General features: G+C 70.5%; 18 protein-coding genes and 4 tRNA genes. 9 read left to right on the top strand and 13 right to left on the bottom strand.

Translation table 11 applies throughout. The annotated features are described in order from the left end of the window. Nucleotides 1-12: 12 nt before the first annotated feature. The 5 genes from ACFVQ0_RS17365 to ACFVQ0_RS17345 form a co-directional block, all read right to left on the bottom strand. Nucleotides 13-1,641 (bottom strand): amino acid permease, encoded by a 1,629-nt coding sequence (locus tag ACFVQ0_RS17365; RefSeq protein ID WP_390088790.1) that lies wholly within the window; start codon nt 1,639-1,641, stop codon nt 13-15. 76 nt (nt 1,642-1,717) lie between these two features. Beyond that, entirely contained in the window at nt 1,718-3,805 is a 2,088-nt protein-coding gene (locus tag ACFVQ0_RS17360; RefSeq protein ID WP_390088788.1) for an FG-GAP repeat domain-containing protein, read from the bottom strand. Between the two features lie 290 nt (nt 3,806-4,095). Beyond that, nucleotides 4,096-6,429: a DEAD/DEAH box helicase gene (locus tag ACFVQ0_RS17355; RefSeq protein ID WP_390088786.1), complete on the bottom strand. Its 2,334-nt coding sequence runs from the start codon at nt 6,427-6,429 to the stop codon at nt 4,096-4,098. Between the two features lie 210 nt (nt 6,430-6,639). Next, the gene (locus ACFVQ0_RS17350; protein WP_390088784.1) at nt 6,640-7,215 is read right to left on the bottom strand and encodes a hypothetical protein; all 576 of its coding nucleotides are present in this window, start codon (nt 7,213-7,215) and stop codon (nt 6,640-6,642) included. A 150-nt stretch (nt 7,216-7,365) separates the two neighbouring features. Further along, the gene (locus ACFVQ0_RS17345) at nt 7,366-7,716 is read right to left on the bottom strand and encodes a metallopeptidase family protein (protein ID WP_311304231.1); all 351 of its coding nucleotides are present in this window, start codon (nt 7,714-7,716) and stop codon (nt 7,366-7,368) included. A gap of 123 nt (nt 7,717-7,839) precedes the next feature. Here ACFVQ0_RS17345 and ACFVQ0_RS17340 point away from each other — a divergent pair, with 123 nt between their 5' ends. The 4 genes from ACFVQ0_RS17340 (at nt 7,840) to ACFVQ0_RS17325 (ending at nt 9,770) form a co-directional block, all read left to right on the top strand. Beyond that, a complete protein-coding gene (locus ACFVQ0_RS17340; RefSeq protein ID WP_390088782.1) occupies nt 7,840-9,405 on the top strand; it encodes a metallophosphoesterase in 1,566 nt (521 codons plus the stop codon). An 80-nt stretch (nt 9,406-9,485) separates the two neighbouring features. Next, nucleotides 9,486-9,558 (top strand) — tRNA-Glu (locus ACFVQ0_RS17335). Between the two features lie 38 nt (nt 9,559-9,596). Continuing rightward, a tRNA-Asp gene (locus ACFVQ0_RS17330) sits at nt 9,597-9,671 on the top strand. 22 nt (nt 9,672-9,693) lie between these two features. Further along, nucleotides 9,694-9,770, top strand: a tRNA-Phe gene (locus ACFVQ0_RS17325). A gap of 38 nt (nt 9,771-9,808) precedes the next feature. Here ACFVQ0_RS17325 and ACFVQ0_RS17320 read toward each other — a convergent pair. From ACFVQ0_RS17320 to ACFVQ0_RS17310, 3 genes are all read right to left on the bottom strand, one after another. Beyond that, nucleotides 9,809-10,675, bottom strand: a complete 867-nt coding sequence (locus ACFVQ0_RS17320) for a cytochrome c biogenesis CcdA family protein (protein WP_390088780.1) — start codon at nt 10,673-10,675, stop codon at nt 9,809-9,811. Continuing rightward, nucleotides 10,672-11,508 (bottom strand): DsbA family protein, encoded by an 837-nt coding sequence (locus ACFVQ0_RS17315; protein ID WP_390088778.1) that lies wholly within the window; start codon nt 11,506-11,508, stop codon nt 10,672-10,674. Before ACFVQ0_RS17315 ends, ACFVQ0_RS17320 begins: the two co-directional genes overlap by 4 nt. 66 nt (nt 11,509-11,574) lie before the next feature. Further along, on the bottom strand, nt 11,575-11,985 hold the full coding sequence (locus tag ACFVQ0_RS17310) for a hypothetical protein (protein ID WP_390088776.1): 411 nt from the start codon (nt 11,983-11,985) through the stop codon (nt 11,575-11,577). Nucleotides 11,986-12,167: 182 nt separating this feature from the next. Between ACFVQ0_RS17310 and hrpA the strand changes: the two genes are divergently transcribed. The 3 genes from hrpA to ACFVQ0_RS17295 all read left to right on the top strand — a co-directional run bounded on the left by hrpA (nt 12,168) and on the right by ACFVQ0_RS17295 (nt 16,946). Further along, nucleotides 12,168-16,103 carry an ATP-dependent RNA helicase HrpA gene (gene hrpA, locus ACFVQ0_RS17305; protein ID WP_390088774.1) on the top strand — a complete coding sequence of 1,312 codons (3,936 nt, stop codon included), beginning with the start codon at nt 12,168-12,170 and terminating at the stop codon, nt 16,101-16,103. Between the two features lie 115 nt (nt 16,104-16,218). Further along, nucleotides 16,219-16,293 (top strand) — tRNA-Asp (locus ACFVQ0_RS17300). Between the two features lie 140 nt (nt 16,294-16,433). Further along, the gene (locus ACFVQ0_RS17295; RefSeq protein ID WP_390088772.1) at nt 16,434-16,946 is read left to right on the top strand and encodes a DUF6274 family protein; all 513 of its coding nucleotides are present in this window, start codon (nt 16,434-16,436) and stop codon (nt 16,944-16,946) included. A 514-nt stretch (nt 16,947-17,460) separates the two neighbouring features. Here ACFVQ0_RS17295 and bldC read toward each other — a convergent pair. Continuing rightward, on the bottom strand, nt 17,461-17,667 hold the full coding sequence (bldC, locus tag ACFVQ0_RS17290; RefSeq protein WP_003949541.1) for a developmental transcriptional regulator BldC: 207 nt from the start codon (nt 17,665-17,667) through the stop codon (nt 17,461-17,463). 567 nt (nt 17,668-18,234) lie between these two features. After that, nucleotides 18,235-19,080, bottom strand: coding sequence for a hypothetical protein (locus tag ACFVQ0_RS17285; RefSeq protein WP_390088770.1), 846 nt, complete (start codon nt 19,078-19,080; stop codon nt 18,235-18,237). A gap of 181 nt (nt 19,081-19,261) precedes the next feature. Between ACFVQ0_RS17285 and ACFVQ0_RS17280 the strand changes: the two genes are divergently transcribed. Both ACFVQ0_RS17280 and ACFVQ0_RS17275 read left to right on the top strand, forming a co-directional pair. Then, the gene (locus ACFVQ0_RS17280; RefSeq protein WP_390088768.1) at nt 19,262-20,362 is read left to right on the top strand and encodes a Leu/Phe/Val dehydrogenase; all 1,101 of its coding nucleotides are present in this window, start codon (nt 19,262-19,264) and stop codon (nt 20,360-20,362) included. A 333-nt stretch (nt 20,363-20,695) separates the two neighbouring features. Continuing rightward, nucleotides 20,696-20,953 (top strand): DUF3073 domain-containing protein, encoded by a 258-nt coding sequence (locus ACFVQ0_RS17275; RefSeq protein WP_352123042.1) that lies wholly within the window; start codon nt 20,696-20,698, stop codon nt 20,951-20,953. Between the two features lie 144 nt (nt 20,954-21,097). Here ACFVQ0_RS17275 and purM read toward each other — a convergent pair whose 3' ends face one another. The 3 genes from purM to ACFVQ0_RS17260 all read right to left on the bottom strand — a co-directional run bounded on the left by purM (nt 21,098) and on the right by ACFVQ0_RS17260 (nt 25,164). After that, complete coding sequence (purM, locus tag ACFVQ0_RS17270; RefSeq protein ID WP_390088766.1) at nt 21,098-22,171, bottom strand: phosphoribosylformylglycinamidine cyclo-ligase; 1,074 nt, start codon at nt 22,169-22,171, stop codon at nt 21,098-21,100. A gap of 60 nt (nt 22,172-22,231) precedes the next feature. Next, entirely contained in the window at nt 22,232-23,758 is a 1,527-nt protein-coding gene (purF, locus tag ACFVQ0_RS17265) for an amidophosphoribosyltransferase (RefSeq protein WP_390088764.1), read from the bottom strand. 605 nt (nt 23,759-24,363) lie between these two features. After that, a complete protein-coding gene (locus ACFVQ0_RS17260; protein ID WP_390088762.1) occupies nt 24,364-25,164 on the bottom strand; it encodes a sterol carrier family protein in 801 nt (266 codons plus the stop codon). Nucleotides 25,165-25,236 lie beyond the last annotated feature (72 nt).

Genomic DNA, 25,236 nt, shown 5'->3' with positions numbered 1-25,236 from the left:
GAGGCGTTTCGGTCAGCGGGGGGTATTGCGGGCGATCGTGCGCTTGTGATCCGGATTGAGGAACCAGTGGCGGGCCGAGGCCAGCCACCAGGTGGCGGCGAAGCCGAGGACCACCAGGACGGCGACCGGGGCGTAGTTGAAGGTCTCCCAGGTGACGGGTGAGACCTGGGGCAGCATGAAGAGCACCGTGATGACGGCCACCCACACCACCGCGACGATGCCGATGGGCCGGGACCAGCGGCCCAGGTGCCAGGGGCCGCGCCGGAAGTCGTCGCCGCGCAGGAGGCGGAGCAGGGTGGGAATGACGTACGCGATGTAGAGGCCGATCACCGCGATGGAGGTGACGGCCGCGTACGCGGTGTCGTTGATCAGGTACGGGAGGCCGAGGACCAGCGCCCCGGCTACGGCCAGCCAGACCGCCGCCACGGGGGTGCGGGTCCGGGGGCTGACCGTGTGCCAGACGCGGGAGAACGGGAGGGCGCCGTCCCGGGAGAACGCGTAGATCATGCGGCTGTTGGCGGTCACGGACGCCATGCCGCAGAAGAGCTGCGCGCCGATCACCACCAGGAGGAGCAGCTTGCCGGTCGTGGCGCCCAGGGCGTCCAGGAGGATCTGGGCGGGCGGGGCGCCGGTCGGGGAGGCCAGGGCTCCGTCGTAGGACTGGATGGCGAAGGTGAAGCCGAGGAGGAGGACGAACCCGGCGATCCAGGAGGTCCAGATGGACTGGACGATGCCGCGCGGCCCGGCGGTCGCGGCGTCGTGGGTCTCCTCGGTCATATGGGCGGAGGCGTCGTACCCGGTGAAGGTGTACTGGGCCATCAGCAGCCCGATCATCACCACGTAGAACCCGCTGCCCCAGCCGGTGTTGTTCACGAACTCCGTGAAGACGAACGACGCCGACTGATGGTGGTCCGGTACGAAGGTGAGCGCGCCGACGATGACCACGACGCCGAGCACGTGCCACCACACGCTCACGCTGTTGAGGATCGCGACGATCCGCACCCCGAAGGTGTTCAGCAGGCCGTGCAGGAACAGGATCGCGGCGAAGAGGAGGATCGTGCGGCCGGGCGTGACCCCGAAGTCGAACTGGAGGTTCAGGTACGCGCCCAGGAACGACGCCGCCCCGAAGTCGATCCCGGCGGTCACCGCGACCTGGCCGAGCACGTTGAACCAGCCCGTGAACCACGCCCACGCCGCCGCCGAGCGCGGCGGGGCCAGCCGGTGGGCCCAGAAGTAGAGGCCCGCGGAGGTCGGGTACGCCGAACAGATCTCGGCCATCGCGAGCCCGACGAACAACGTCATCAGCCCGACGCCCACCCACCCCCAGGTGATCAGGACCGGGCCGCCGGTGTTCATCCCGAACAGGTACAGCGTCAGGCAGCCGGAGAGCACCGAGATGATCGTGAACGAGACCGCGTAGTTGGAGAAGGCGGACATCCGGCGGGCGAGTGTCTGCGTGTAACCGAGCTCGGCCAGCCGCTCCTCGTCCGAGCCGGGGACGGACGACCCGGGCGACCCGGATGGCCCAGGCCGCGCGGTCGGCGCAGACGGCGCGGGCGACCCGGATGGCACGGACGGCGCGGTCGGTGGCTCGCCCCCGCCGGGTTGCTCCGACGGGGCACTGCGGGGATTGTTTGTCATGCCCCCAGCGATTCCCTCGCCGGGGGCACGACATGCACCGGTCGCCGCCCCCTCGGGGCCGGAGCCGGTCAGCGCCTCAGAAGATCCCCTTGTACGTCCACCCCGTGGCGATCTGCGTACGGGGCCCGAACGAGCCCTTGCCGTTGCCGTTGTTGCGGTACAGCTTCCCGGCCTTGTCGCGTACGACGATGTCGTTCCTGCCGTCACCGCTCAGGTCCCCGACGCCCACCATCAGGTTGTACGAACTCCCCCAGTCCGAGAACACCTTCGCCCTCGGCGCGAAGCGGCCGTTGCCCAGGCCGTTGTAACGCCACAGGCCGCCCTTGCGGTCATGGGCGAGCAGGTCGGGACGGCCGTCGCCGGTGATGTCACCGACACCGGTGATGTGGGCGTACGTCTTCCAGTTGGTGAAGATCCTGGCCTTCGGCGCGAACTTCCCGCCGGCCACGCCCGCGTAGAAGTACATGTCGCCGGTGGACGTCTGCCGGGCCACGAGATCGGCCCGGCCGTCCCCGTTCAGATCGCCGGGCGAGGTCAGCACGTCGTACTGCTGCCAGCCCCCGCCGATCACGGTGTGGCTGCCGCCCGGCGTGTAACCCGAGTTGCCGCAGCGGCCGGTGTACTTGCGCAGTTCGCCGCCCGGCATCCGCACGAGCAGTTCGGAGCAGCGGTCGCTGCCGGTGTCCGCGAACGGCACGGCGAGCGTGCCGGCGGGCCAGCCGGTGCCGGTGATCTTCCCGTCGAACGAGCCCGGGGCCCCCTTCCCGAACTGGACGGTCAGCCCGCCGGAGGAGTTGAGGGTGACCAGGTCTCCGATGCTGTACCGGCCCTGGTCGTGGAAGCCCGCCTTGCCGCCGCCCACCCCGATGGAGCCGCTGGTGGTGTACGTCCCCGACCCGTCCTCTGCCGTCGCCTTCAGCGTCCAGGTGTGCTTACCGTTGCCCGTGTATCCGCCCGCGTCCGTCCGGCCGTCCCAGTCGACGTCCGCCTCGGTGCCGGAGCCGGTCCCCTTGAGGGTGCGTACCGTGCGGCCGGTCCAGTCCTTGACGGTGTACGTCCAGGTGACGGGCTTGTTGAACTGCCAGGTGCTGAGCCACGCGTCCAGGCCGTTCACACCCTTGAGGTCGATGGAGGTGTCACCGACCTCGGAGGCGATCTTCGCGAGGGGCTGCGCGGGCACACCGCTGGGCACGATGTGGACGGAGTTCGCGGCGTCGACGTACGCGATGTCCCCGCCGAACCTGTCCACAGCCCAGGTCAGCCGACGCTGGTCGGCCGTCTTCCCCGCCGCCAGGTCGGCCACCGCACGGGGAGCCGCGGCCTTGCCCGTGTGGAAGTCGGTCAGCAGCAGCTTCCCGGCGGTCCTGTCGTGCCGGACGAGGTATCCGTCACCGACGAGGGCGGGCCCCGACGGCACGGTGAACGACTTCTTCGCCGTCCGGTCGTACACCCCGGCCGCACCGGTCGTCCCGCAGTTCCAGTAGATCCAGCGCCCGACCGCGCGCACCTCCTTGATCACACAGGGGGCGCCGGTGGCGGCCGTCTCCACGACCTTGTTCTTCCCGATGTCGGTCGCGGTGAGCGCGCCCTTGGCGGAAGTCGCCGCCCACAGCGAGGTGCCCCAGACGGAGGCGGCGGTGGCGGTGCGGACGAGCGGGGCGGCGGTCGTGTAGTAGCCCGGGTACACGCCGGCCCGCTGTTTGACGGGCGAGCCGCCGTTGACCACATAGGCGCGGGCCGTCAGGTCCACGATCTTCGCGGTGCCCTCGGGGTAGCGGACATCGCCCCCGCTGTACGAGTTCCCCGGCCCCCAGAACTGGACGCTCTCGGTACCGCTGTTGACGAACACGACGCCGAAGTCCCTGTGCCCCGAGGCGACCAGCTCCACACAGGAGCCCATGTCACACGGCACCGTCCTGAAGTGCGCGCCGTTCGCCAGGGGCCCGGCGTACGCCCGGCTCTCCCGCGCCCCCACCGTCGCGCCGTCGGCGGACACCCGGCGCTCGTAGATCATCGCGTCACCACTGGGGCTCCGCTCGGCCGTGACCAGCCGTCCACCGGCGAAGTCGAGACCGCGGACCCCGGTGGTCGCCACGGTGGCCGGAGCCCCGGCGCCGGCCGCCAGGGGCACGAATCCCGCCCCGATTCCAAGTGCCGCCGCCATCGCGACAGCACCGCGTACAACAGTGTGGCGTCTCACGCCCAGCCCCTCCCGGGAACTACCGAAGAGCATGAGGAGGACGCGGCAGAGCGCCGCGGTCTGTGCGAAGTGTGAAAGCCCCCCGGCCCTGACCCCTCATGCGTGTGGGCCGACTTTAACAGCGTCCGCACAGGTGGTGACAGGGAGATTCGAACCCGTTCAAAGAAACAGGGCCCGCCCGGTTCAAAGAAACAGGGCCCGCACACCACCGAAGTGATATGCGGGCCCTGATCAGCAGTCAGGCGATCGGACGTTCAGCCGTTGCGCTTCCAGCGCGGCTTGTCGTCGCGGCGGCCGAAGGAGCCGGTGCTCGTGCCGGTTCCCGTGGAACGGTGGTCGTCACGACGGCCGGTCGGACGGTCGTTGCCGCCCGAGCGGAAGCCGCCAGAGGGACGGTCGTCACGACGGTCACGGTTGAACGGACGGTCGCCGCCACCGGAGCGGAAGCCACCGGACGGGCGCTCGTCACGACGGTCGCGGTTGAACGACGGACGGTCGTTGTCACGGTTGAAGCCGCCCGCCGGGCGGTCGTTGTCGCGACGCTCGAAGGAACGGCCGCCGCGGTCGTCACGACGGTCGCCGCCACCGGAGCGGAAGCCGCCCGAGGGACGGTCGTCACGACGGTCGCGGTTGAACGACGGACGGTCGTTGTCGCGACGCTCGAAGGAACGGCCGCCACGGTCGTCACGACGGTCGCCGCCACCGGAGCGGAAACCGCCACCGACGGGACGGTCCTCGCGACGGTCGTTGCTGCCCCGGAAGGACGGACGGTCGCTGCTGCCCCGGTAGCCGTTGCTGCCGGCCGGACGGCCGCTGCGCTCGCCGGTACGGTCGTTGCCGCCGCGGTACCCACCGCGGTCGCCGCCACGGTTGTCCCGGCGCTCGTAGTTGCCCCGGTCGTCGCGACGCTCTTCGCGCGCGGCCTGCTGCTCCGGCACGGAAGCGGCGGCCAGAAGCGCGGCCTCCGCCTCCGCGGCGACCTCGGCCACCGCTGCCTCGGGGTCGTCGCCCCGCTCGCGGGCGGCACGGGCGACCAGGCGGTCGGCCTCCTCGCGCAGCTCGACGGCGCGGCGCTGGATGCGCTCCAGCTGCTTCGTCAGGTCGGCGGCCTCGCGCTCGGCCTGCTTGGCGGCGTTGTTCGCGGAGTCGGCCTGGACCTCGGTGAGCGAACGGGCGCCGGTGATCTCGGCGACCTCCGGCTCGAAGACGCCCGCGCCCTGCACGATGTGGCGCGAGGCGTCGACGCCCGCGTCCTCCATCAGGCGGAAGATCTGACGGCGCTGGTGCGGCAGCGCCAGCGAGACGACGACACCGGACTTGCCGGCACGGGCGGTACGGCCCGAGCGGTGCAGGTAGTCCTTGTGGTCACCGGCCGGGTCCACGTTCAGGACCAGGTCGATGCCGTCGACGTGGATACCGCGGGCGGCGACGTCGGTCGCGACCAGCGCGTTGACGTAGCCCTTCTTGAAGTCCTCAAGAACGCGGGTACGGGCGCCCTGGGTCATGCCGCCGTGCAGCGCGTCCGCCTTGACGCCCGCCTCGACGAGCTGCTCGGCGATGCGGTCGGCGCCCAGCTGGGTGCGGACGAAGATGATGGTGCGGCCCTTGCGGGCGGCGATGGCGGAGGTGACCGGCGCCTTGTCCTTCGGCTTCACGACGAGGACGTGGTGCGACATGGTCGAGACGTTGCCCTGGGCGGAGTCGACCTCGTGGGTGACCGGGTTGCTCAGGTAGCGCTTGACCAGGGTGCCGATCTCGTTCTCCATGGTGGCGGAGAAGAGCATGCGCTGGCCGCCGCCGGGGATCTGGTCGAGCAGCTCGGTGACCTCGGGCAGGAAGCCCAGGTCGGACATCTGGTCGGCCTCGTCGAGGACGGCGACCTGGACGTTCTCCAGGGAGCAGGCGCCCCGGTTGATGATGTCGCGCAGCCGGCCCGGAGTGGCGACGAGGACGTCGACACCGCGCTCCAGCGCGTAGATCTGGTTGCCCATCGACGTACCGCCGCAGACGACCTTCATCTTCAGGCCGAGGACGTCGCCGTACGGCTGGAGCGCGTCCGCGACCTGCATCGCGAGCTCACGCGTCGGGGTGAGGATGATCGCGCGGGGCTTCTTCTTCTCGGTGTGCCCACCGGCCAGCGAGGCCAGCGTCGGCAGACCGAAGGAGAGGGTCTTGCCGGAGCCGGTACGGCCTCGGCCGAGGATGTCCTTTCCGGCCAGGGCGTCCGGGATGGTCGCTGCCTGGATCGGGAAAGGCGCGGTCACACCGTTCTGCGCGAGCTTGCGGACGATGCCGTCCGGCAGGCCCAGGTCGGCGAAGGTGACGGTCGGCTCGGCGTCGGCCTCGTCGGCGGAGTCGGAGTCGGCGTCGGTCTGCTCGGCCAGGGGGGCCTCAGCAGCCTTGACCTCGGCCTCGGGGGCCTTGGTCCCGGTCTGCTCGGCGGCCTCGGCCTGCTCGCCCTGCTCGGTCTGAGGAGCCTTGAGGTAGTCCTCGATGGAGACGGCGGACTCTGCGACAACGGCCTCCGCCGCCTCGACGAGCTCGTCGTTCTCGGGCAGCACGGTGTGGTCAGAACTGGAAATTGACATGCGAAATGCGAAACCTTCCGGAGTCTCGGCACGCGCCCGTAACTCCGTGTTTTCGCAATTTCGACCGCCTCAATGCGGTCCAGCCACGGCAAGGGAGAGTACGCGCCACACGGCGCTCTTCTGTGTCGGCGCCGGGCAATGGATCAAACGATCTACTACCATACGCACTCACCCCACCATCGCGCAAACCGGCCCCTCGCAACGGCCCCGTCAAGCCGGTCCCACCTGCGGCGATGCCTCCGGGGTCCGCAACTCCTCCACCTGGCCCGGCGCCCCCATCGCCTCATTGCGGAGCTGAGCCGCGGGCGACGCCGAAGGAACCTGCGGCGGCTCCGAGGGCTCCGGCTCGGGCTCCTCCGGCGGGGCCGGCGGGTCGGGGGTCTCGGCCTCCGAGGGCGCCGGGGGCTCAGGCCGCTCGGGCCGCTCCGGAACCCCGGGCTCCGCATGCGGGAGCGGCGGGGCCGACAGCCGGCCGCCCCGGACCCGGCCCGGCTCGGCGGACTCCTTGCCGGGACTGCGCGAGGCGTCCGCGGAGGCGCTCGGAGCACCGGACTCGGCGACCTCACGCTCCGAGTGCGCCTCCGCGCCGCCGGTACGGGCCGACCGGCCGGTACCGGTCACCGTGGAACCGTCGGGGCCGGTCGCCGCCCCCTTCGACGCGGCCGGCCGCGAGGGCGCCGGCTTCCCGCCGCCGTCACCGACGCTCATACAGCCTGTGGACGCGGCGATCGTCACAACGGTGACGGCCGCCCATCGGACGGGAACGGGTACGGACAACTGGCGCACGGGGGCACCTCCGGGAGCGCGAGGAAGGCGGAAGGACGAGCCGGTACGGAAACGAGCCGGGGAGCGCTGTGCCCAACTCCCGCCGCCCCGCCGGGGACACGCCCCCGGACCCGGCCCGCACACCTCATTCACACCTCTGCGCCCCGGCGCTCAGCCGTAACCGAGCGCGTGCAGCCTCTCGTCGTCGATGCCGAAGTGGTGGGCGATCTCGTGCACGACGGTGATCTCCGTCTCGGCCACCACCCGCTCGCGGGACTCGCACATCCGAAGCGTCGGCCCCCGGTAGATGGTGATCCGGTCCGGCAGCACGCCCGCGTACCACTCACCGCGCTCGGTCAGCGGCGTGCCCTCGTAGAGTCCGAGCAGATCCGGATCATCGGCCTCCGGTTCGTCCTCGACGAACACCGCGACGTTGTCCATCAGCCGGGTCAGCTCCGGCGGGATCCGGTCCAGGGCCTCGCCCACCAGTTCCTCGAACTCTTCCCGCGTCATCTCCAGCACCCCGTCATTGTCACGTACCGCCGCCCGAAGCGCGCCGAAGAACGGGGAACGCCGGCGAGCACCCTGGGCACCCGGGGACACCCGGAGCGCATACCTGCCCGCGGACCGGGGCACAGTCGCCCAATGGCCCGTGACCCGTTCCGTGCCGCAGCAGCCCGTGTCCGGCACCGCCTCCGCCCCCGGCCCCGTCCGCGCACCGGCCGCCGCGTCCGTGGCTCCGGTGGCGCGCTCGCCGTCTCGCCGCGACCGCTCGCCCGCGCGCTGGGCCTGGTCACCGTCGTGCTCTTCGGCGCCTGGCTCGGGCTGCTGGCCGTCGGCAGTGTCCGTACGACCGTCGGCCCGATGGACACGACGATGACCCTGCGCCCCTCCCTCACCGGCGGCACCAAGATCAACGTGTCCCCGCTCGGCGCCCTGGAACTGGACTCCCACCACGCCCCGGTCCGGCTCGACGTCGATGTCGACCGCCTCGACCCGGTCCGCTCCGAGGCCCTGGTCCAACACCCCGAACGGCTGTCCGGACTGGAGGAGGAGGTCACCGGCGACGTCAGCTCCGGCACCCGCGAGCTCGCCCTGCGCTCCTGCGTCGCGGTCGTCTCCGGGGCCACCGCACTGGGCCTCGCCGTCTACCGCAGGCCCCGCCGCGCCCTCGCGGCCGGCGGGCTCGCGCTCACGCTGCTGGCCGCCTCCGGCGTCAGCGCGTACGCCACCTGGAACCCGAAGTCGGTCCTGGAGCCCAAGTTCTCCGGACTGCTCTCCAGCGCCCCCTCCGTCGTCGGGGACGCCCGCTCGATCGTCACCGACTTCGACGTCTACCAGCAGGAGCTGGCCCGGCTGGTCACCAACGTCACCAAGCTGTACGACGCCACCTCGACGCTCCCCGTCTACAGCCCGGACCCCGCCACGCTGCGCGTCCTGCACGTCTCCGACATCCATCTGAACCCGGCGGCCTGGCACATCATCGGCTCGCTCGTCGAGCAGTACGACATCGACGTGATCATCGATTCGGGCGACACGATGGACCACGGCGCCGCCGTCGAGAACAACTTCCTGGACCCGATCAGCGATCTGGGCGCCCCCTATGTCTGGGTCCGGGGGAACCACGACTCCGCGACCACCCAGAAGTACCTGCGCGACGCCAAGCGGTTCAAGAACGTGCACGTGCTGGACGACGGCCGGGCGGTGAACGTCGGCGGGCTGCGGGTCGCCGGTATCGGGGACCCGGAGTTCACCCCGGACCGCACCGGGCCAGAACAGGCGGAGGACGTCGAACGGACGGCGGGCCTGCGGCTGGCGGCCGCCCTGCGCGAGCAGCAGCGGGCCGGCACCCCGGTCGACATCGCCGTCACCCATGAGCCGGCGGCGGCCCGCGAGACGGACGGCACGGTCCCGCTCGTGCTGGCCGGTCATGTGCACCACCGGCAGAACGAGGTGATGGAGCACGGCACGCGGCTGAAGGTCGAGGGCTCCACGGGCGGCGGCGGGCTGCGCGCCGTACAGAACAAGAAGCCGGAACAGGTGCTCGCCTCTGTGCTCTACCTGGACCGCTCCACCCGGCACCTTCAGGCCTGGGACGAGATCACGCTGGGCGGGCTCGGCCTGACGACGGCCGAGGTCAGCCGCCATCTGCCCGAGGAGAAACCGGCCCTCCGGAGCCCGCTCCCGACAGCCCCCACGGCCTCCCGGTAAACCGTTTTGGCGATACCTGCCGCCATCCCATATGCTTCTGACGTCCCCGACGCGCTGGGAAGCGCGCAGGTGGGCCCTTAGCCCTCATCGTCTAGTGGCCCAGGACGCCGCCCTTTCAAGGCGGTAGCACGGGTTCGAATCCCGTTGGGGGCACGCTTTAACGTGTGCGAGACTTGTCTCGCACATTGCTTGGTCCTGTGGAGCAGTTTGGAGTGCTCGCCACCCTGTCAAGGTGGAGGCCGCGGGTTCAAATCCCGTCAGGACCGCTGCAGCCCGTATGAGCTGCGTGGCTGGGTAGCTCAGTTGGTACGAGCGATCGCCTGAAAAGCGATAGGTCGCCGGTTCGATCCCGGCCCCAGCCACCACCCGAAGGCCCCGTCCGATGGACGGGGCCTTCGCCGTGTCAGGCACCCTCCCCGTCGGCGGTGTTCGCCTCGTCCGCACCGGAAGCGGCCCGGCGGCGGACCGCCCGTACCGCGAGCACCAGCAGCACCACGGCCACCACCGCACCCAGCAGCACCCTGTCCGGCACCCGCTCACCGACGCCCTGGGCCCACTGCTCCACCGCGAACGACTGGTCCACGTCCAGCAGCCCGGGGAGCGCGGTCGTCCCGTCGTACACCAGGAACATGACGCCGAGCCCGATGAAGAAGAGCCCCGAGAGCAGCGACGTCGTGTGCAGCTCGAAGCGGCCGAGCCGCAGGACGCGTCCGCGCAGCCAGGCCCGGCGGCCCAGCTCGAACCGTTCCCAGACCAGCGCCAGCAGGAAGAGCGGCACCGCCATGCCCAGGGCGTAGACGGCGAGCAGCAGTCCGCCGTACGCCGGGCTGCCGCTGACGGCCGCCACGGTCAGCACGCTCCCCAGGATCGGTCCCGCGCAGAAGCCGGCGAGCCCGTAGACCGCGCCGAGCGCGTAGACCGATACGGCGGTCGTGGGGCGGATCCGGCCGCTCAGCGCGGCGATCCGCCGCGAGGCGAAGCCGAGCCCGACGATCTGGGCCGCGCCGAGGACGATGATCAGCCAGCCCGCGCCGAGGACCAGGGCGTCGCGGTGGCCGTAGAAGAGCCGTCCGGCGTACGAGCCCGCCGCGCCCAGCGGGACCAGGGTGGTGGCCAGCCCCGCGTAGAAGATCCCGGTGCGGGCGAGCAGCCGTGAGGCGGAGTTGATGGAGTACGCGAAGAAGGCGGGGAGCAGCAGGGCGCTGCACGGGCTGAGCAGGGCCAGCAGCCCGCCGAGGAGGGCTGCGAAGTAGCCGATCCCGGCGGTCACTTCGCGGCGCCCTTGGGGTCGGCGGGAGCGGTGGCGCGTGCTGCCGCCTGCTCGATCGCCTGGGTGAAGGTCCGGGCCGGCTGCGCCCCGGCGATCGGGCGGCCGTTGATCAGGAACGAGGGGGTGGACGTCGCGCCGATCCCGTATCCCTGCTCCTGGTCCTTGCTCACCGCGGCCGCTGCCGCCGCGCCGTCCGCGTCGGCCTGGAAGCGGTCCAGGTCGGCCACCCCGGCCTGCTGGGCGAGCGCCTTCAGCCGGTCCTTGCCGAACCCCTTCTCCTTGACCCCTTCGGCGTAGGCGGCGCGGTGGAACTGCCAGAAGCGGCCCTGCTGCGCGGCGGCCCAGGAGGCGCGTGCGGCGGCCTCGGACTCGGCGCCGAAGATCGGGAAGTTGCGCCACTCGATGCGCAGGGTGCCGTTGTCGACGTACTTCTTCACCAGGGCGGGTTCGGTGTCCCGGGCGAACTTCGCGCAGTAGCCGCACTTGAAGTCGGCGTACTCGATGAGGACGACGGGCGCGTCCGCCCGGCCCCGCGCCAGCTTGTCCCCGGCATCGCGGCGGGCCAGCTTCGCCAGCTCGGGGTAGACACCGGCCTCCGGATCCGCGGTGACGTCGGCGACCGCGGTGGATCCGGAGTCCGGGGAGTCGGGGGCGGTGGCCCGGTAGGAGACGTAGCCGAACAGGGCGGCGGCCGCGACGATCCCGGCGCCGTAGGCGAGCGGCTTACGGGACCTTCCGGTCGGTTTACGGGACTGCTTGAGGGACTGCGCGGTCGGCTTCGCAGCCGGCTTGCGGGGCGGCTTCCGGGACGCGCTGGACGGGGAAACGGGCATGCGGAACTCCGGACTGGTGGTGCGGGAAGAGGGAGAGGGACGGCCGGCGCGGGGCGGGCGGTCCGTCTACACCCTCAGTACGGAGAGTTCCACCGGGCCCGGCGCCGCAGCGTCGGGCCCCCGCGGTGTTATCGGCGCGGGTGGCCGGACCGGCTCGGGTCCGATGGCGGCGGGCAGGCCCCATTCGGCGAGGCCCGGCGCCTGGTCGTGGGCCGTCCGGGCCCGGCCGGGAACGGCGGGCTCCGTCCCGTCACGCTTTCCGTTCCTGCCGCAGCCGGGAACCCCGTGCCCGTCGTCCTTGGCGTCGGCCACGACGCGCACCCGGGACGACACCGACGCCTCCGAAACCGCCGACGCCTCCGAAGCCGTCGGAGCCGACACCGGAGCCGCCTCGGCGACCGCCGTGGACGGTCCGCAGAACAGCCCGAGCACCACCGCCAGCGCCGCCACCAGGCAGCACCACTGCGAACGGGACACGGGACGGGCCTTCCGGAAGGAGGAGATCGGAGGGAGATCAACTGTCCGGAATGGTACGTGCTGTGACCGTCACCACCCCCACCGCGCGGGCCCCATGACAGATCCCATGACAGATCCCGTGACGGATCCCGCGCTAAATACGTTCGCCGTTCCCCGGGCCCGGGTGAGATCCTGGGACCCGTATGTCTACTTCCTTTGCCGATCTCCAGTCCCAGCTCGGGCAGCTCTCGCTGCGCGACGCCCACCGGCTCGGCCGCCGCCTCGAAGGCGCGCGCCGCATTCGTAAGCCAGCGGCCCAGCAGGGCGTGCTGGACGAGATCGCCGCCCAGGCCACCAAGGCGGCGGAGCGGCTCGCGCTGCGGGCCGGGCGGCGGCCTGCCATCTCGTACCCGGAACAGCTGCCGGTCAGCCAGAAGAAGGACGAGATCCTGGAGGCGATACGCGACCACCAGGTCGTGATCGTCGCGGGTGAGACCGGCTCGGGCAAGACCACCCAGATCCCCAAGATCTGCATGGAGCTGGGCCGTGGCGTCCGCGGCATGATCGGGCACACCCAGCCCCGCCGGATCGCCGCCCGCACGGTGGCCGAGCGGATCGCGGAGGAGCTGAATACGCCGCTGGGCGAGGCGGTCGGCTGGAAGGTCCGGTTCACCGACCAGGTCAACCAGGACGCGACCTTCGTCAAGCTGATGACGGACGGCATCCTGCTGGCCGAGATCCAGACGGACCGCGAGCTGCTCGCGTACGACACGATCATCATCGACGAGGCCCACGAGCGGTCGCTGAACATCGACTTCCTGCTCGGCTATCTGGCCCGGCTGCTGCCCAAGCGCCCGGACCTGAAGGTCGTCATCACCTCCGCGACCATCGACCCGGAGCGCTTCGCCCGCCACTTCGGCGAAGCCCCGATCGTCGAGGTCAGCGGGCGTACGTACCCCGTCGAGGTGCGGTACCGCCCCCTTCTCGAAGAGGACAGCGAGGACTCCGACCGCGACCAGATCACCGCGATCTGCGACGCCGTCGACGAGCTCCAGACGGAGGGGCCGGGCGATGTCCTGGTCTTCCTCTCCGGCGAGCGCGAGATCCGCGACACGGCGGACGCGCTCGGCAAACGCAACCTCAGACATACCGAGGTGCTCCCTCTCTACGCACGTCTGTCGCACGCCGAGCAGCACCGCGTGTTCCAGCGCCACACCGGACGCAGGGTCGTCCTCGCGACGAACGTCGCCGAGACCTCGCTGACCGTCCCCGGCATCAAGTACGTGATCGACCCGGGCAACGCCCGTATCTCCCGCTACAGCCACCGCACCAAGGTCCAGCGGCTGCCGATCGAGCGGATCTCGCAGGCCAGCGCCAACCAGCGCAAGGGCCGCTGCGGCCGTACGTCCGACGGCATCTGCATCCGGCTGTACTCCGAGGACGACTTCCTGACCCGGGCGGAGTTCACCGACCCGGAGATCCTGCGGACGAACCTGGCCTCCGTCATCCTCCAGATGACCGCGGCCGGGCTGGGCGACATCGAGAAGTTCCCCTTCATCGACCCGCCGGACCACCGCAACATCCGCGACGGTGTGCAGCTCCTCCAGGAGCTGGGCGCGCTGGAGCAGGAGGAGAAGTCCCCCGGGGCGGGAAAGAAGGGGCAGCGGCTCACCCCGCTGGGGCGCAAGCTCTCGCAGCTGCCGGTGGACCCGCGCCTGGCCCGGATGGTCATCGAGGCCGACCGCAACGGCTGTGTCCGCGAGGTCATGGTCATCGCCGCCGCGCTCTCCATCCAGGACCCGCGCGAGCGGCCGTCCGAGAAGCAGACGCAGGCCGATCAGAACCACGCCCGGTTCAAGGACGAGACGTCGGACTTCCTGGCGTTCCTGAACCTGTGGCGCTACATCCGTGAGCAGCAGAAGGAGCGCGGCTCCTCCAGCTTCCGCCGGATGTGCAAGCAGGAGTACCTGAACTTCCTGCGCATCCGCGAATGGCAGGACATCTACGCGCAGCTGCGCACGGTCGCCAAGCAGATGGGGATCGAGCTCAATGAGGACGACGCTCCCGAGCAGTCGGTGCACACCTCGCTGCTGGCCGGGCTGCTGTCGCACATCGGGCTGAAGGACACCGAGAAGAACGAGTACGTCGGTGCCCGCAACGCCAAGTTCGCGATCTTCCCGGGCTCCGCGCTCTTCAAGAAGCAGCCTCGGTTCGTGATGTCGGCGGAGCTGGTGGAGACGTCCCGGCTGTGGGCGCGGGTCAATGCCCGGGTCGAGCCCGAGTGGATCGAGCCGCTGGCCCAGCACCTGCTGAAGCGCACCTACAGCGAGCCGCACTGGGAGAAGGACCAGGCCGCGGTGATGGCGTACGAGCGGGTCACGCTGTACGGCGTACCGATCGTGGCCCAGCGCAAGATCAATTTCGGCCGTATCGACCAGGAGGCCTCGCGGGACCTGTTCATCCGCAACGCCCTGGTCGAGGGCGACTGGCGCACGCACCACCAGTTCTTCCACGACAACCGCAAGCTCCTGGGCGAGGTCGAGGAGCTGGAGCACCGGGCCAGGCGCCGCGACATCCTGGTGGACGACGAGACGCTGTTCGACTTCTACGACCAGCGGATCCCGGAGCACGTCGTCTCGGGGGCGCACTTCGACTCCTGGTGGAAGCACAAGCGCCGGGACGAGCCGGACGCGCTGGACTTCGAGCGCTCGATGCTCATCAACGAGAAGGCCGGGGACGTCACCAAGGACGACTACCCGGACTCCTGGCGGCAGGGGAAGCTCAAGTTCCGGGTGACGTACCAGTTCGAGCCCGGTGCGGACGCCGACGGCGTGACCGTCCACATCCCGCTCCAGGTGCTCAACCAGGTCACCTCGGAGGGCTTCGACTGGCAGATCCCGGGGCTGCGCGAGGAAGTGGTCACCGAGCTGATCCGCTCGCTGCCCAAGCCGATCCGCCGGCACTACGTCCCCGCCCCGAACTACGCGGAGAAGTTCCTGGACCGGGCCGTTCCGCTCCAGGAGCCGCTGCCGTTCACGCTGGCCCGCGAGCTCCAGCGGATGGTCGGCGTCCCGGTCACGGCGGACGACTTCGACCTGACCCGGATCCCGGACCACTTGAAGATCACGTTCCGGATCGTCGACGAACGGCGCCGCAAGGTCGCGGAGGACAAGGACCTGGAGGCGCTGCGCGTCCAGCTGCGCCCCAAGGCCCGGCAGGCGCTCTCCAAGGCCGCCGCGGCGACCGCGGGCCCCACCGGTGAGTCCATCGAGCGTTCCGGCCTCACCGACTGGACGATCGGCACGCTGGACCGGGTCTTCGAGACGCGGCGGGCGGGACAGCCGGTCAAGGCGTACCCGGCGCTCGTCGACCAGGGCGAGACCGTCGCCGTACGGCTCTTCGACACCGAGGCCGAGCAGCAGCAGGCGATGTGGCGCGGCACCCGGAAGCTGATCCTGCTGAACATCCCGGTGAACCCGGCGAAGTTCGCGTCGGACAAGCTGACCAACCAGCAGAAGCTGGCCCTGTCGCGCAATCCGCACGGCTCCATCCAGGCGCTCTTCGACGACTGCGCGACCGCCGCCGCGGACCGGCTGATCGCCGCGCACGGCGGCCCCGCCTGGGACGAGGCGTCGTTCCGGAAGCTGTACGACAAGGTGCGCGCCGACCTGGTGGACCTGACCGTCCGCACGGTCGGCCAGGTGCAGCAGGTTCTGGCGGCCTGGCAGGCGTGCGAGCGGCGGCTGAAGGCGACCAACAGCCTGGTCCTGATCAACAACGTCACCGATGTACGGGAGCACCTCGCCCGTCTCGTGCCGCCCGGGTTCGTCACCGCGACCGGGCTGCGCAGGCTGCCCGATCTGATGCGCTACCTGGTCGCGGAGGACCGCCGGCTCCAGCAGATGCCGACCAACGCCCAGCGCGACACCGCGCGCATGGAGAAGGTCCACGAGATGCAGGACGAGTACGCCTGGCTGCTCGAACAGCTGCCGCAGGGCAGGCCGGTTCCGCAGGAGGTCCTGGACATCCGCTGGATGATCGAGGAGCTGCGGGTGAGCTATTTCGCGCACGCGCTGGGCACCGCGTTCCCCGTCTCCGACAAGCGGATCGTGAAGGCGATCGACGCCGCGGCCCCGTAGCCGCCCCGCCGGTGGCCGGGTGACCGTCCGGCCACCGGAAGTGAGGTCGACCGCACCCTCTGACCTCCTGTACAGTCTGTCTTCGCAGCCAGCCGCAAGGCAGCCGCGAAAACCTGGTCCTGTGGAGCAGTTTGGAGTGCTCGCCACCCTGTCAAGGTGGAGGCCGCGGGTTCAAATCCCGTCAGGACCGCAGTAACGAAAGCCCGGATCCCCTGGATCCGGGCTTTCGCGCGTATTGACTCCGGTGGCCGCCGACGAGTACTCAGAAAACAGGGGCTGCCCCTGTTTTCCGGGCGCGGGGCAGCGCGTATCCACCGGGAGGTGGCGCGAATGGCGGCATCCACGGACGAGGGGTTCCGGAGCGACACGTTCAGGACGGGCGCGACGGATACGGCGGGCGCGGATACGGCGGGCGCGGGCGCGACGGCCACCGTGGGCGCGGGCGAACCGGTCCGGCGCCGGGTGGCCGCGCGGAGTGCGCCCCGGCACGAGATCCGCGCCCTGCTGCGCGCCCATCTGGCGGCCGCGACCGGCTATCGCCACCTCACCCGGCACTGCGCGGTCTGCGCCCGGCTGCTGCGGCTCGCCATGGAGCCCGTGACGGCCTCTCGGACGGCCGGACCGGCCGAGGAGCCAGCCGGTCCGTCCGGGCCGCCCACAGGGCCGCAGGAGGGCCCGGAGCGGGCCACCGGGGCGGCACCCGGCGATACCCCGCCACGGCCGCGCGTCGACGCACCGTCATCGGGAGCTGCCGACGCACCGTCACCGGGGGCCTCGGCACCGGTCCGTGACGACTGGTCCTCCGCCCGGCGGGCAGAGGACGAAAGTCCTCCCGCCACGTGACCAATGGCGTGCTCCCACACCCCTATGCAGTGGCAGGCTCGTAGTTGGCAAGAGTCCTGCCGTGTGACGGGAGTCACCGAATCAGTTTTGAGAAGGGGTGGCTTTACACCCTTCCTACAACTGGCGAATTTAATATGTGCAATTGCACCACTCCGACGGGACCCGCCCAGGAGCCCCCGAACCATCCCGGCCCGGCCTTCCCGGACGAGGACGCACAGTCCCGCACAGACCCGAGCAAGCCCGCACGAGACCCGTCGGGAGCCAACCGGGCGTCCGGTTTCCCCACGCCCGAACGGGCAGGAAATCGCGGACCGGAGCCCGGATCGCGGCCGGCCGCGCAGGCACAAAAAAAGATCGCGCTGGACCCGGCGGAGTCCAGCGCGATCTCACGACGTGACCTGTATGGCACAGGTATGGCGCCCGTTGGGGCGGGCGCCCGTCATATGGAGCTATGGGTGGGCCAGTCGGGTTGGGGGACCCAAAAGCCCAGTTGTGCTGCGGCGACAGGGGTTTTTCAGGCCTCGCTGCGCTGCTGCGGAATACCCGCAAGCAGTGCGCGGACCTCTGCCTCGCGGTACCGGCGATGTCCACCGAGCGTGCGGATGGACGTGAGCTTGCCTGCCTTGGCCCAACGGGTAACCGTCTTCGGGTCCACGCGGAACATCGTGGCAACCTCAGCCGGGGTCAGCAGCGGCTCGGCATCAGGGGTGCGAGCGGTCATGAGCGGCCTCCTCGGGAGAACCGAACCATCTCGGTTCTTTCCTCTAAATTCTGCACCTTGACCCACGTTGCCCGAAATGGCGGACGCGGGCCGAGTCGGTTATAGGACGAACGGCTTGTCCTCGGCACTACAACTACACCATCCGTCCAGCCACGTCGGCCAAACCGATGGAATTGCCCTCCCAGGTGTTCATCAGCGACGGAAGCCGATGGACCATGCCATAGCGGACAGTCACACCACCGTGACGATCAGTCACAGGGCGATCAGGAGTCGTCAGACCCCCCATAGAACGCAATGCAGAGCACTTCGCCCATAATTGGACGAACAGAGTCCTCCCCGGACTCCTTGTCCTATTTTGGCACGAGGAGTAGGTAAGGGCGCAAGGGCCCCGTAAGTGCTATCCATCACGCTTGAGGCAAAGGCCCGGTTCGGGACGTAGGTCCTAAGACAACGGAAGTACGCTTCCGCCTCTTCACCCTCACGTGTCACACAGGACGCAGGTTCATCGATCGTCAGTTCGCCCTCAGGCTCGCCGCGAGTTCGCCGCCGGTTCGGCTCGGGCCGCCGTCAGTTGGCGAACTGACGATCCCTGACGGACCTCCAGCGCTCCGAAAGGCGGGAGTACGCCTCGCTCGCCCCCTCGGCGTCACCGGCCCGCAGCGCCGCGATGCTCTCGGCCACATCGGCGGCACTCCGGTCCTCCGCCAGCCGCTTCGACGACAGGGCGTGCACCAGCCCGCCGTAGTCCAGCTCGACCAGTGCGCGCGGATGGAACTCCTCCAGCCAGCGGCCGACGTCCACCAGCCCCTCGGTGAGCGGACCCTCGTCCATCGTCTCGCGCAGCGTCTTCAGCGCCCGAGCCAGCCGGCGGCGCGCCTGGACCATCGGCGTCCGGTACCGCAGCACGGCCGGTTCGCCGTCCTCGCCCGCCGCCCGGTACTCGCGCTCCTCGTCCGCGACGAGGACGAACCAGCGCACCGGGACCTGCCAGACCGCCGTCCTGATCCAGGGCCGGGCATCCGGATTCCGCTCCGACCAGCGCTCGTGATCGGCGACGGCCTGCCCGCGCACCACCGGCGGCAGCACCGCGTCGAGCACCGGCCCGGGGAACATGTCCACGAGCCCGTCCAGCGCCAGCCAGCCGCGCAGCCTGGTCCGCCACGGGCAGACGCACACCACCCCGTCCACCTCCGCGACGAACGCGTCGGCGCTCTCGTGGGCCGGCACGCCGACCGGCGGGGTCGCCGCCAAGTCGGCCAGCGAACGGCGCAGTTCGTCCTGCGCCGTGGGGATCAGGTCACGGCCCGCGTAGCGCGCCCAGTGGGCGCGTTCGGCCTCCGGGAAGGCGGCCAGCGGCTCGTAGACCCGGAGGTAGGACGCGTATGGGACGAGCACCGAAGACACCACCGACATGCAGCGATCGTGTCACGCCCGTACTCCGGTCGTGGGTGATCCGCTCCACTGGATCAGATCTCCGCCGGTGCGGGACGGGCGGCCTTAAGCTCTTGCCACGGACTGTCCGTACCTGGCGGTCCGTGGCTCTCCCCACCTTCAGGAGGGCCTTCCCGCCGCTTCGTAATTGGGAGTCACCACAGTGACCGATGTGACCGGCGAGCCTGTAGACGCACTGCACACCCTCTTCCACTCGGACCAGGGTGGCCACGAACAAGTCGTGCTCTGTCAGGACCGTGCCAGCGGCCTCAAAGCCGTGATCGCCATCCACTCCACCGCCCTGGGCCCGGCCCTGGGCGGTACCCGCTTCTACCCGTACGCCTCCGAACAGGAGGCCGTCGCGGACGCGCTGAACCTCGCGCGCGGCATGTCGTACAAGAACGCCCTGGCCGGGCTCGACCACGGTGGCGGCAAGGCCGTCATCATCGGGGACCCGGAAGCCTTCGAGGGCGACCGGCGGACCGAGCTGCTGCTCGCCTACGGCAGGGCCGTGGCCTCGCTCGGCGGCCGCTACGTGACGGCCTGCGATGTCGGTACGTACGTCGCCGACATGGACGTCGTGGCCCGCGAGTGCCGCTGGACCACCGGCCGCTCCCCCGAGAACGGCGGCGCCGGCGACTCCTCCGTGCTCACCGCGTTCGGCGTCTTCCAGGGCATGCGGGCCTCGGCCCAGCACCTCTGGGGCGACCCGACGCTGCGTGGCCGGAAAGTAGGGGTCGCCGGAGTCGGCAAGGTCGGCCACCACCTGGTCGAGCACCTGCTGGCGGACGGTGCGGAGGTCACGATCACCGATGTGCGCGAGGAGTCCGTGCGCCGGATCACCGAGCGGCACCCCGGGGTCGCCGTGGCGGCGGACACCGAGGCGATGATCCGTACCGAGGGCCTGGACATCTACGCCCCGTGCGCCCTCGGCGGCGCGCTGAACGACGACACCGTCCCGGTGCTCACCGCCTCCGTGGTGTGCGGCGCGGCCAACAACCAGCTCGCGCACCCCGGCGTGGAGAAGGATCTGGCGGACCGCTCGATCCTCTACGCACCCGACTACGTGGTGAACGCCGGTGGCGTCATCCAGGTCGCGGACGAGCTGCACGGCTTCGACTTCGACCGGTGCCGGGCCAAGGCGGCGAAGATCTTCGACACGACGCTGGCCATATTCGCACGTGCGAAGAGCGACGGCATTCCGCCGGCCGCGGCGGCCGACCGGATCGCCGAGCAGCGGATGGCCGACGCCGCCCGCCGCTGACCGTCGCCGGCCGTCGCCGAACGCTCAGGGGGCCTCACGGGGCGTTATCCCCTGGGCAGAGCCTGCGTACCCGCCGGTCAGGGAGACATGCCTCACCCCGGTCGGCGGGTCGCACGCCCAGAAGAGGTTAAAATCGCAGTTGACCAGCGAGGACGGAGCTCCTCGCGGGTCCTCTTCCGGGGCGTGTGACGCGGGCGGCGTACCGTATGGCCGCGGAAGCAGGTACCGTTAAAGCTCTACAGGCGCGGTCTCTCTGTCGAGAGTCCGTCCTGAAACATGAACGCGTGTCAAGACTCTGGGGCCATCGAGCCCCGTCACCGAGGGGGTCGAGCCATGGGGCGCGGCCGGGCAAAGGCCAAGCAGACCAAGGTCGCCCGTCAGCTGAAGTACAGCAGCGGCGGGACTGACCTGTCGCGTCTGGCCAATGAGCTGGGCGCATCACCTTCGAGTCAGCCACCGAACGCAGAGCCGTTCGAGGACGACGACGAGGAAGATGACCCGTACGCACAGTACGCGGATCAGTACAACGTCGACGATGACGAGGACGAGGACGACCAGTCCGGTCCGTCGTCACAGCGCCGCGGCGCTTGACCTCGCGCTGACACATCAACCCGGTCCGGGCCTGTCCCGGACCGGGTTCTGTGCTGTCCCGATCCGGAGCGTGTGCCGTCCCTGCCCGCCGGGCGGGCCGGACCGACCCGCCCGGCGTCCGGGACCGTGTTCCTTGTTCGCGCTTCAGCGCGCGTACCCGCCCACGAGCTCCGCGCCCGTCGCGTGCGCGCCGCGGTCGGTGATCTCGCCGGCGATCCAGGAGTCGACGCCCCGGTCGGCCAGGGTCGTCAGGGCCGCGTCGGCCGACTCCGCCGGAACGATCGCGATCATGCCGACGCCCATGTTGAGCGTCTTCTCCAGCTCCAGCTGCTCGACCTGACCGGCCTTGCCGACGAGGTCGAAGACCGCGCCGGGCGTCCAGGTGGAGCGGTCAACCGTGGCGTGCAGTCCGTCCGGGATGACCCGGGCCAGGTTGTTGGCCAGGCCGCCGCCGGTGACGTGGCTGAAGCCGTGCACCTCGGTGGTACGGGTGAGGGCCAGGCAGTCCAGCGAGTAGATCCTGGTCGGCTCCAGGAGCTCCTCGCCGAGCGTCCGGCCGAACTCCTCGACCTCGCGGTCCAGCGTCCAGCCGGCCCGGTCGAAGACGACGTGGCGGACGAGCGAGTACCCGTTGGAGTGAAGCCCGGACGACGCCATCGCGATAACGGCGTCGCCCTTGCGGATGCGGTCCGGGCCCAGCAGCAGGTCGGCCTCCACCACTCCGGTACCGGCACCGGCGACGTCGAAGTCGTCCGGGCCGAGCAGACCGGGGTGCTCGGCGGTCTCGCCGCCGACCAGGGCGCAGCCCGCCAGCACACAGCCTTCGGCGATGCCCTTCACGATGGCCGCGACCCGCTCGGGGTGCACCTTGCCGACGCAGATGTAGTCGGTCATGAAGAGCGGCTCCGCGCCGCAGACCACCAGGTCGTCCACGACCATGCCGACGAGGTCGTGGCCGATCGTGTCGTACACGCCCATCTGGCGGGCGAGGTCGACCTTGGTGCCGACACCGTCGGTGGCGGAGGCGAGCAGCGGACGCTCGTAGCGCTTGAGGGCCGAGGCGTCGAAGAGTCCGGCGAAGCCGCCGAGGCCGCCGAGGCCCGCGACCTCGGGGCGCTGGGTCTTCTTCACCCACTCCTTCATCAGCTCGACGGCGCGGTCGCCGGCCTCGATGTCGACGCCCGCTGCCGCGTAGGAAGCACCTGTTGTCTCAGACATTGCCTGGGATCTTTCGTGTGGAGATACGGGGCTGGTGGGAAGGCCGGCGGACGGTCCGGGTCACGGACGGCGCAGCGCGTCGGCCGCGGCGGTCGCCGCAGGGCCTGCCGCCAGCTCGGTCTCCAGCAGCTGCTTGCCGAGCAGCTCCGGGTCCGGAAGCTCCATCGGGTACTCGCCGTCGAAGCAGGCGCGGCAGAGGTTCGGCTTGTCGATCGTCGTCGCCTCGATCATCGCGTCGATCGAGATGTACGAGAGCGAGTCGGCCCCCATCGACTTGGCGATCTCGTCGACCGACATGCCGTTGGCGATCAGCTCGGCGCGGGTCGCGAAGTCGATGCCGAAGAAGCACGGCCACTTCACCGGCGGGGACGAGATCCGGATGTGGATCTCGGCGGCGCCAGCCTCGCGGAGCATCCGGACCAGCGCGCGCTGGGTGTTGCCGCGGACGATCGAGTCGTCGACGACCACCAGGCGCTTGCCCTTGATGACTTCCTTGAGCGGGTTCAGCTTGAGCCGGATGCCCAGCTGCCGGATGGTCTGGGACGGCTGGATGAAGGTCCGGCCGACGTAGGCGTTCTTGACCAGCCCGACGCCGAACGGGATTCCGCTGGCCTCCGCGTAACCGACCGCGGCGGGGGTGCCGGATTCCGGCGTCGCTATGACCAGATCGGCCTCGACCGGGGCCTCTGCCGCCAGCTTGCGGCCCATCTCCACGCGGGAGAGGTAGACGTTGCGCCCGGCGATGTCGGTGTCGGGGCGGGCCAGGTACACGTACTCGAAGACGCAGCCCTTGGGCTTCGCTTCCGCGAACCGGGAGGTGCGCAGCCCGTTCTCGTCGATGGCGACGAGCTCACCGGGCTCGATCTCGCGGACGAAACTGGCACCGCAGATGTCGAGGGCGGCGGACTCGGAGGCCACCACCCAGCCACGCTCCAGCCGGCCGAGCACCAGCGGGCGGATGCCCTGCGGGTCACGGGCGGCGTAGAGGGTGTGCTCATCCATGAAGACGAGGGAGAAGGCGCCCTTCACATCGGGAAGCACCTTGGTGGCCGCGTCCTCGATGGTGAGCGGCTTGCCGTCGTCATCGGTCTGGCCGGCGAGCAGCGCGGTCACCAGATCGGTGTCGTTGGTCGCCGCGACCTGAGTGGCCCGGCCGTCCTTGCGCGGGAGGTCTGCGACCATCTCGGCGAGCTGGGCCGTATTGACCAGGTTGCCGTTGTGACCCAGGGCGATCGAGCCGTGCGCGGTCGCACGGAACGTCGGCTGCGCGTTCTCCCACACCGAGGCACCGGTGGTGGAGTAGCGGGCATGACCGACCGCGATATGACCCTGGAGTGATCCCAGAGAAGTTTCGTCGAAGACCTGCGAGACCAGTCCCATGTCCTTGAAGACCAGGATCTGGGACCCGTTGCTCACTGCGATGCCCGCGGACTCCTGTCCACGGTGCTGCAGGGCATACAGTCCGAAATAGGTGAGCTTGGCGACCTCTTCGCCCGGAGCCCAGACACCGAAGACGCCGCAAGCGTCCTGGGGGCCTTTCTCTCCGGGGAGCAGGTCGTGGTTGAGTCGTCCATCACCACGAGGCACGCCACCGAGTGTAGGCGAGATCGACCACTGGTCCGAATGGGGACACCCGGCCGGAGCCCGGAGCGAGCGCCCTCGCCCCCGCCTCCGAGCGCCACAGGATCGGTCACGCACGGTGATCATGGCGTCCGGGCCGACGGCGGCCGCCGAGGGCCGCAGGACAGTCGTCGCCCGGATCAGCGGCGGATTACCGACCGGTTCCGGCCAGTCGGCCCGGGACCCGGCAGACCGGATCGTGGCACTCCGTTAGCCGGTCCCTCGTGCCGTACGAGGGGGTGGCCGAACGCTCGTTTCGTGGTGAGCCTCACACCGGGACGCCCGTGCGTGGCCTGTACGGAGCCTGCGCGGAGACCGGTATGCGGCATCTGGGGAGAGTGGGGTGGGGCTCGGGGCTTCCGGGGCTCGGGCTTTCGGGCTTGGGCTTTCGGGGCTCGGGCTTTCGGAAGACCTTGTGGTGGTGGCGTCGCAGACCGGGCGGTCGGTCTTGAACCGGCCGCGGCGGGCCTGGCTGATCCGGTTCACATCGGCCGGTCGGACCGTCCGGTCGCCTGGGCGTCGGGGCGCCAGGCGGCCCCGACCCTTCCCGGTCCTCCCGGACCGCCAGGTGGTCAGCCCATCAGCGGCAGCAGTGCGGCGAGGTCGGCCCGTTCGCCACTGGCGCTGACCTTCGCCGCGTCGAGGGCCTGCGCCCACCGCGTCCGGCCGGTGGCCAGTCGGAACCAGGTGACCGGATCGGTCTCGACGACGTTGGGCGGGGTGCCCCGGGTGTGCTTCGGGCCCTGGACGCACTGGACGACGGCGAACGGCGGGACCCGCACCTCGACCGAACCGCCCGGCGCCTTCTCCGCCATGGCGTCGGCCAGCAACCGGGTGCAGGCGGCGAGGGCCTGGCGGTCGTAGGGGATGTCGAGCCCGGCCGCCTCGTTGAGGTCGTACGTGTGGACGACCAGCTCCACGGTCCGGGTGACCAGGAAGTCCCCGAGCCGCATCACGCCGACCCGGGTGGGCAGCAAGCGGTCGTCGGAGGCATCGGCCACGAGCGCCTCGAAGCGGTCCGCCACGTCCCCGTACAGCGCGTCCACGTCCGGGTGGTCCGCGGCCGAATCCGCCGTGTCGTGCGCGATCCGCTCGGCCCGCCCGGCGGTGGAGAACGGCCACTCCAGGAGCGTGACCTCGGGCTTGGCGAGGGTCGGCTCGGGAGACTCCAGGTTCCGGCTGACGTGCGAGAGCGCCATGGTCAGATGGACGGCCAGCTCACGCACCGTCCAGCTGCCCAGGCCGCTCGGACCCTCCAGCTGCTGGGGCGTCAGGGCGCCGACGGCTGCTCGGACATGGGCGAACTGCGCCAGGACCGCGGTGCGGGTCCTGGCCGGGTCGTAGCGGCGGGCGCGCTTCTGGGACGGCGGCATGACGAGGAGCCTACGGCTTCACCTCGGGGGTGTGCCGGGACTTGGCGCGGGACTTGGAGTGGGGCCGGCCCC

It is taken from the genome of Streptomyces sp. NPDC057900 (genome assembly GCF_042887885.1).
Classification (GTDB): Bacteria; Actinomycetota; Actinomycetes; order Streptomycetales; family Streptomycetaceae; genus Streptomyces.
The sequence above is the reverse complement of the archived record's forward strand: the minus strand, read 5'-3'. Positions and strand labels throughout refer to the sequence as shown.

Coding starts and splice junctions, on each gene's coding strand:
- purM (WP_390088766.1), bottom strand. CDS start 22,171: ATGTCTGAGACAACAGGTGCTTCCTACGCGGCAGCGGGCGTCGACATC.
- ACFVQ0_RS17260 (WP_390088762.1), bottom strand. CDS start 25,164: ATGCCGCCGTCCCAGAAGCGCGCCCGCCGCTACGACCCGGCCAGGACC.
- ACFVQ0_RS17365 (WP_390088790.1), bottom strand. CDS start 1,641: ATGACAAACAATCCCCGCAGTGCCCCGTCGGAGCAACCCGGCGGGGGC.
- ACFVQ0_RS17295 (WP_390088772.1), top strand. CDS start 16,434: ATGGCGGCATCCACGGACGAGGGGTTCCGGAGCGACACGTTCAGGACG.
- ACFVQ0_RS17315 (WP_390088778.1), bottom strand. CDS start 11,508: ATGCCCGTTTCCCCGTCCAGCGCGTCCCGGAAGCCGCCCCGCAAGCCG.
- ACFVQ0_RS17355 (WP_390088786.1), bottom strand. CDS start 6,429: ATGTCAATTTCCAGTTCTGACCACACCGTGCTGCCCGAGAACGACGAG.
- ACFVQ0_RS17360 (WP_390088788.1), bottom strand. CDS start 3,805: ATGGCGGCGGCACTTGGAATCGGGGCGGGATTCGTGCCCCTGGCGGCC.
- bldC (WP_003949541.1), bottom strand. CDS start 17,667: ATGACCGCTCGCACCCCTGATGCCGAGCCGCTGCTGACCCCGGCTGAG.
- ACFVQ0_RS17340 (WP_390088782.1), top strand. CDS start 7,840: ATGGCCCGTGACCCGTTCCGTGCCGCAGCAGCCCGTGTCCGGCACCGC.
- ACFVQ0_RS17285 (WP_390088770.1), bottom strand. CDS start 19,080: ATGTCGGTGGTGTCTTCGGTGCTCGTCCCATACGCGTCCTACCTCCGG.
- hrpA (WP_390088774.1), top strand. CDS start 12,168: ATGTCTACTTCCTTTGCCGATCTCCAGTCCCAGCTCGGGCAGCTCTCG.
- ACFVQ0_RS17275 (WP_352123042.1), top strand. CDS start 20,696: ATGGGGCGCGGCCGGGCAAAGGCCAAGCAGACCAAGGTCGCCCGTCAG.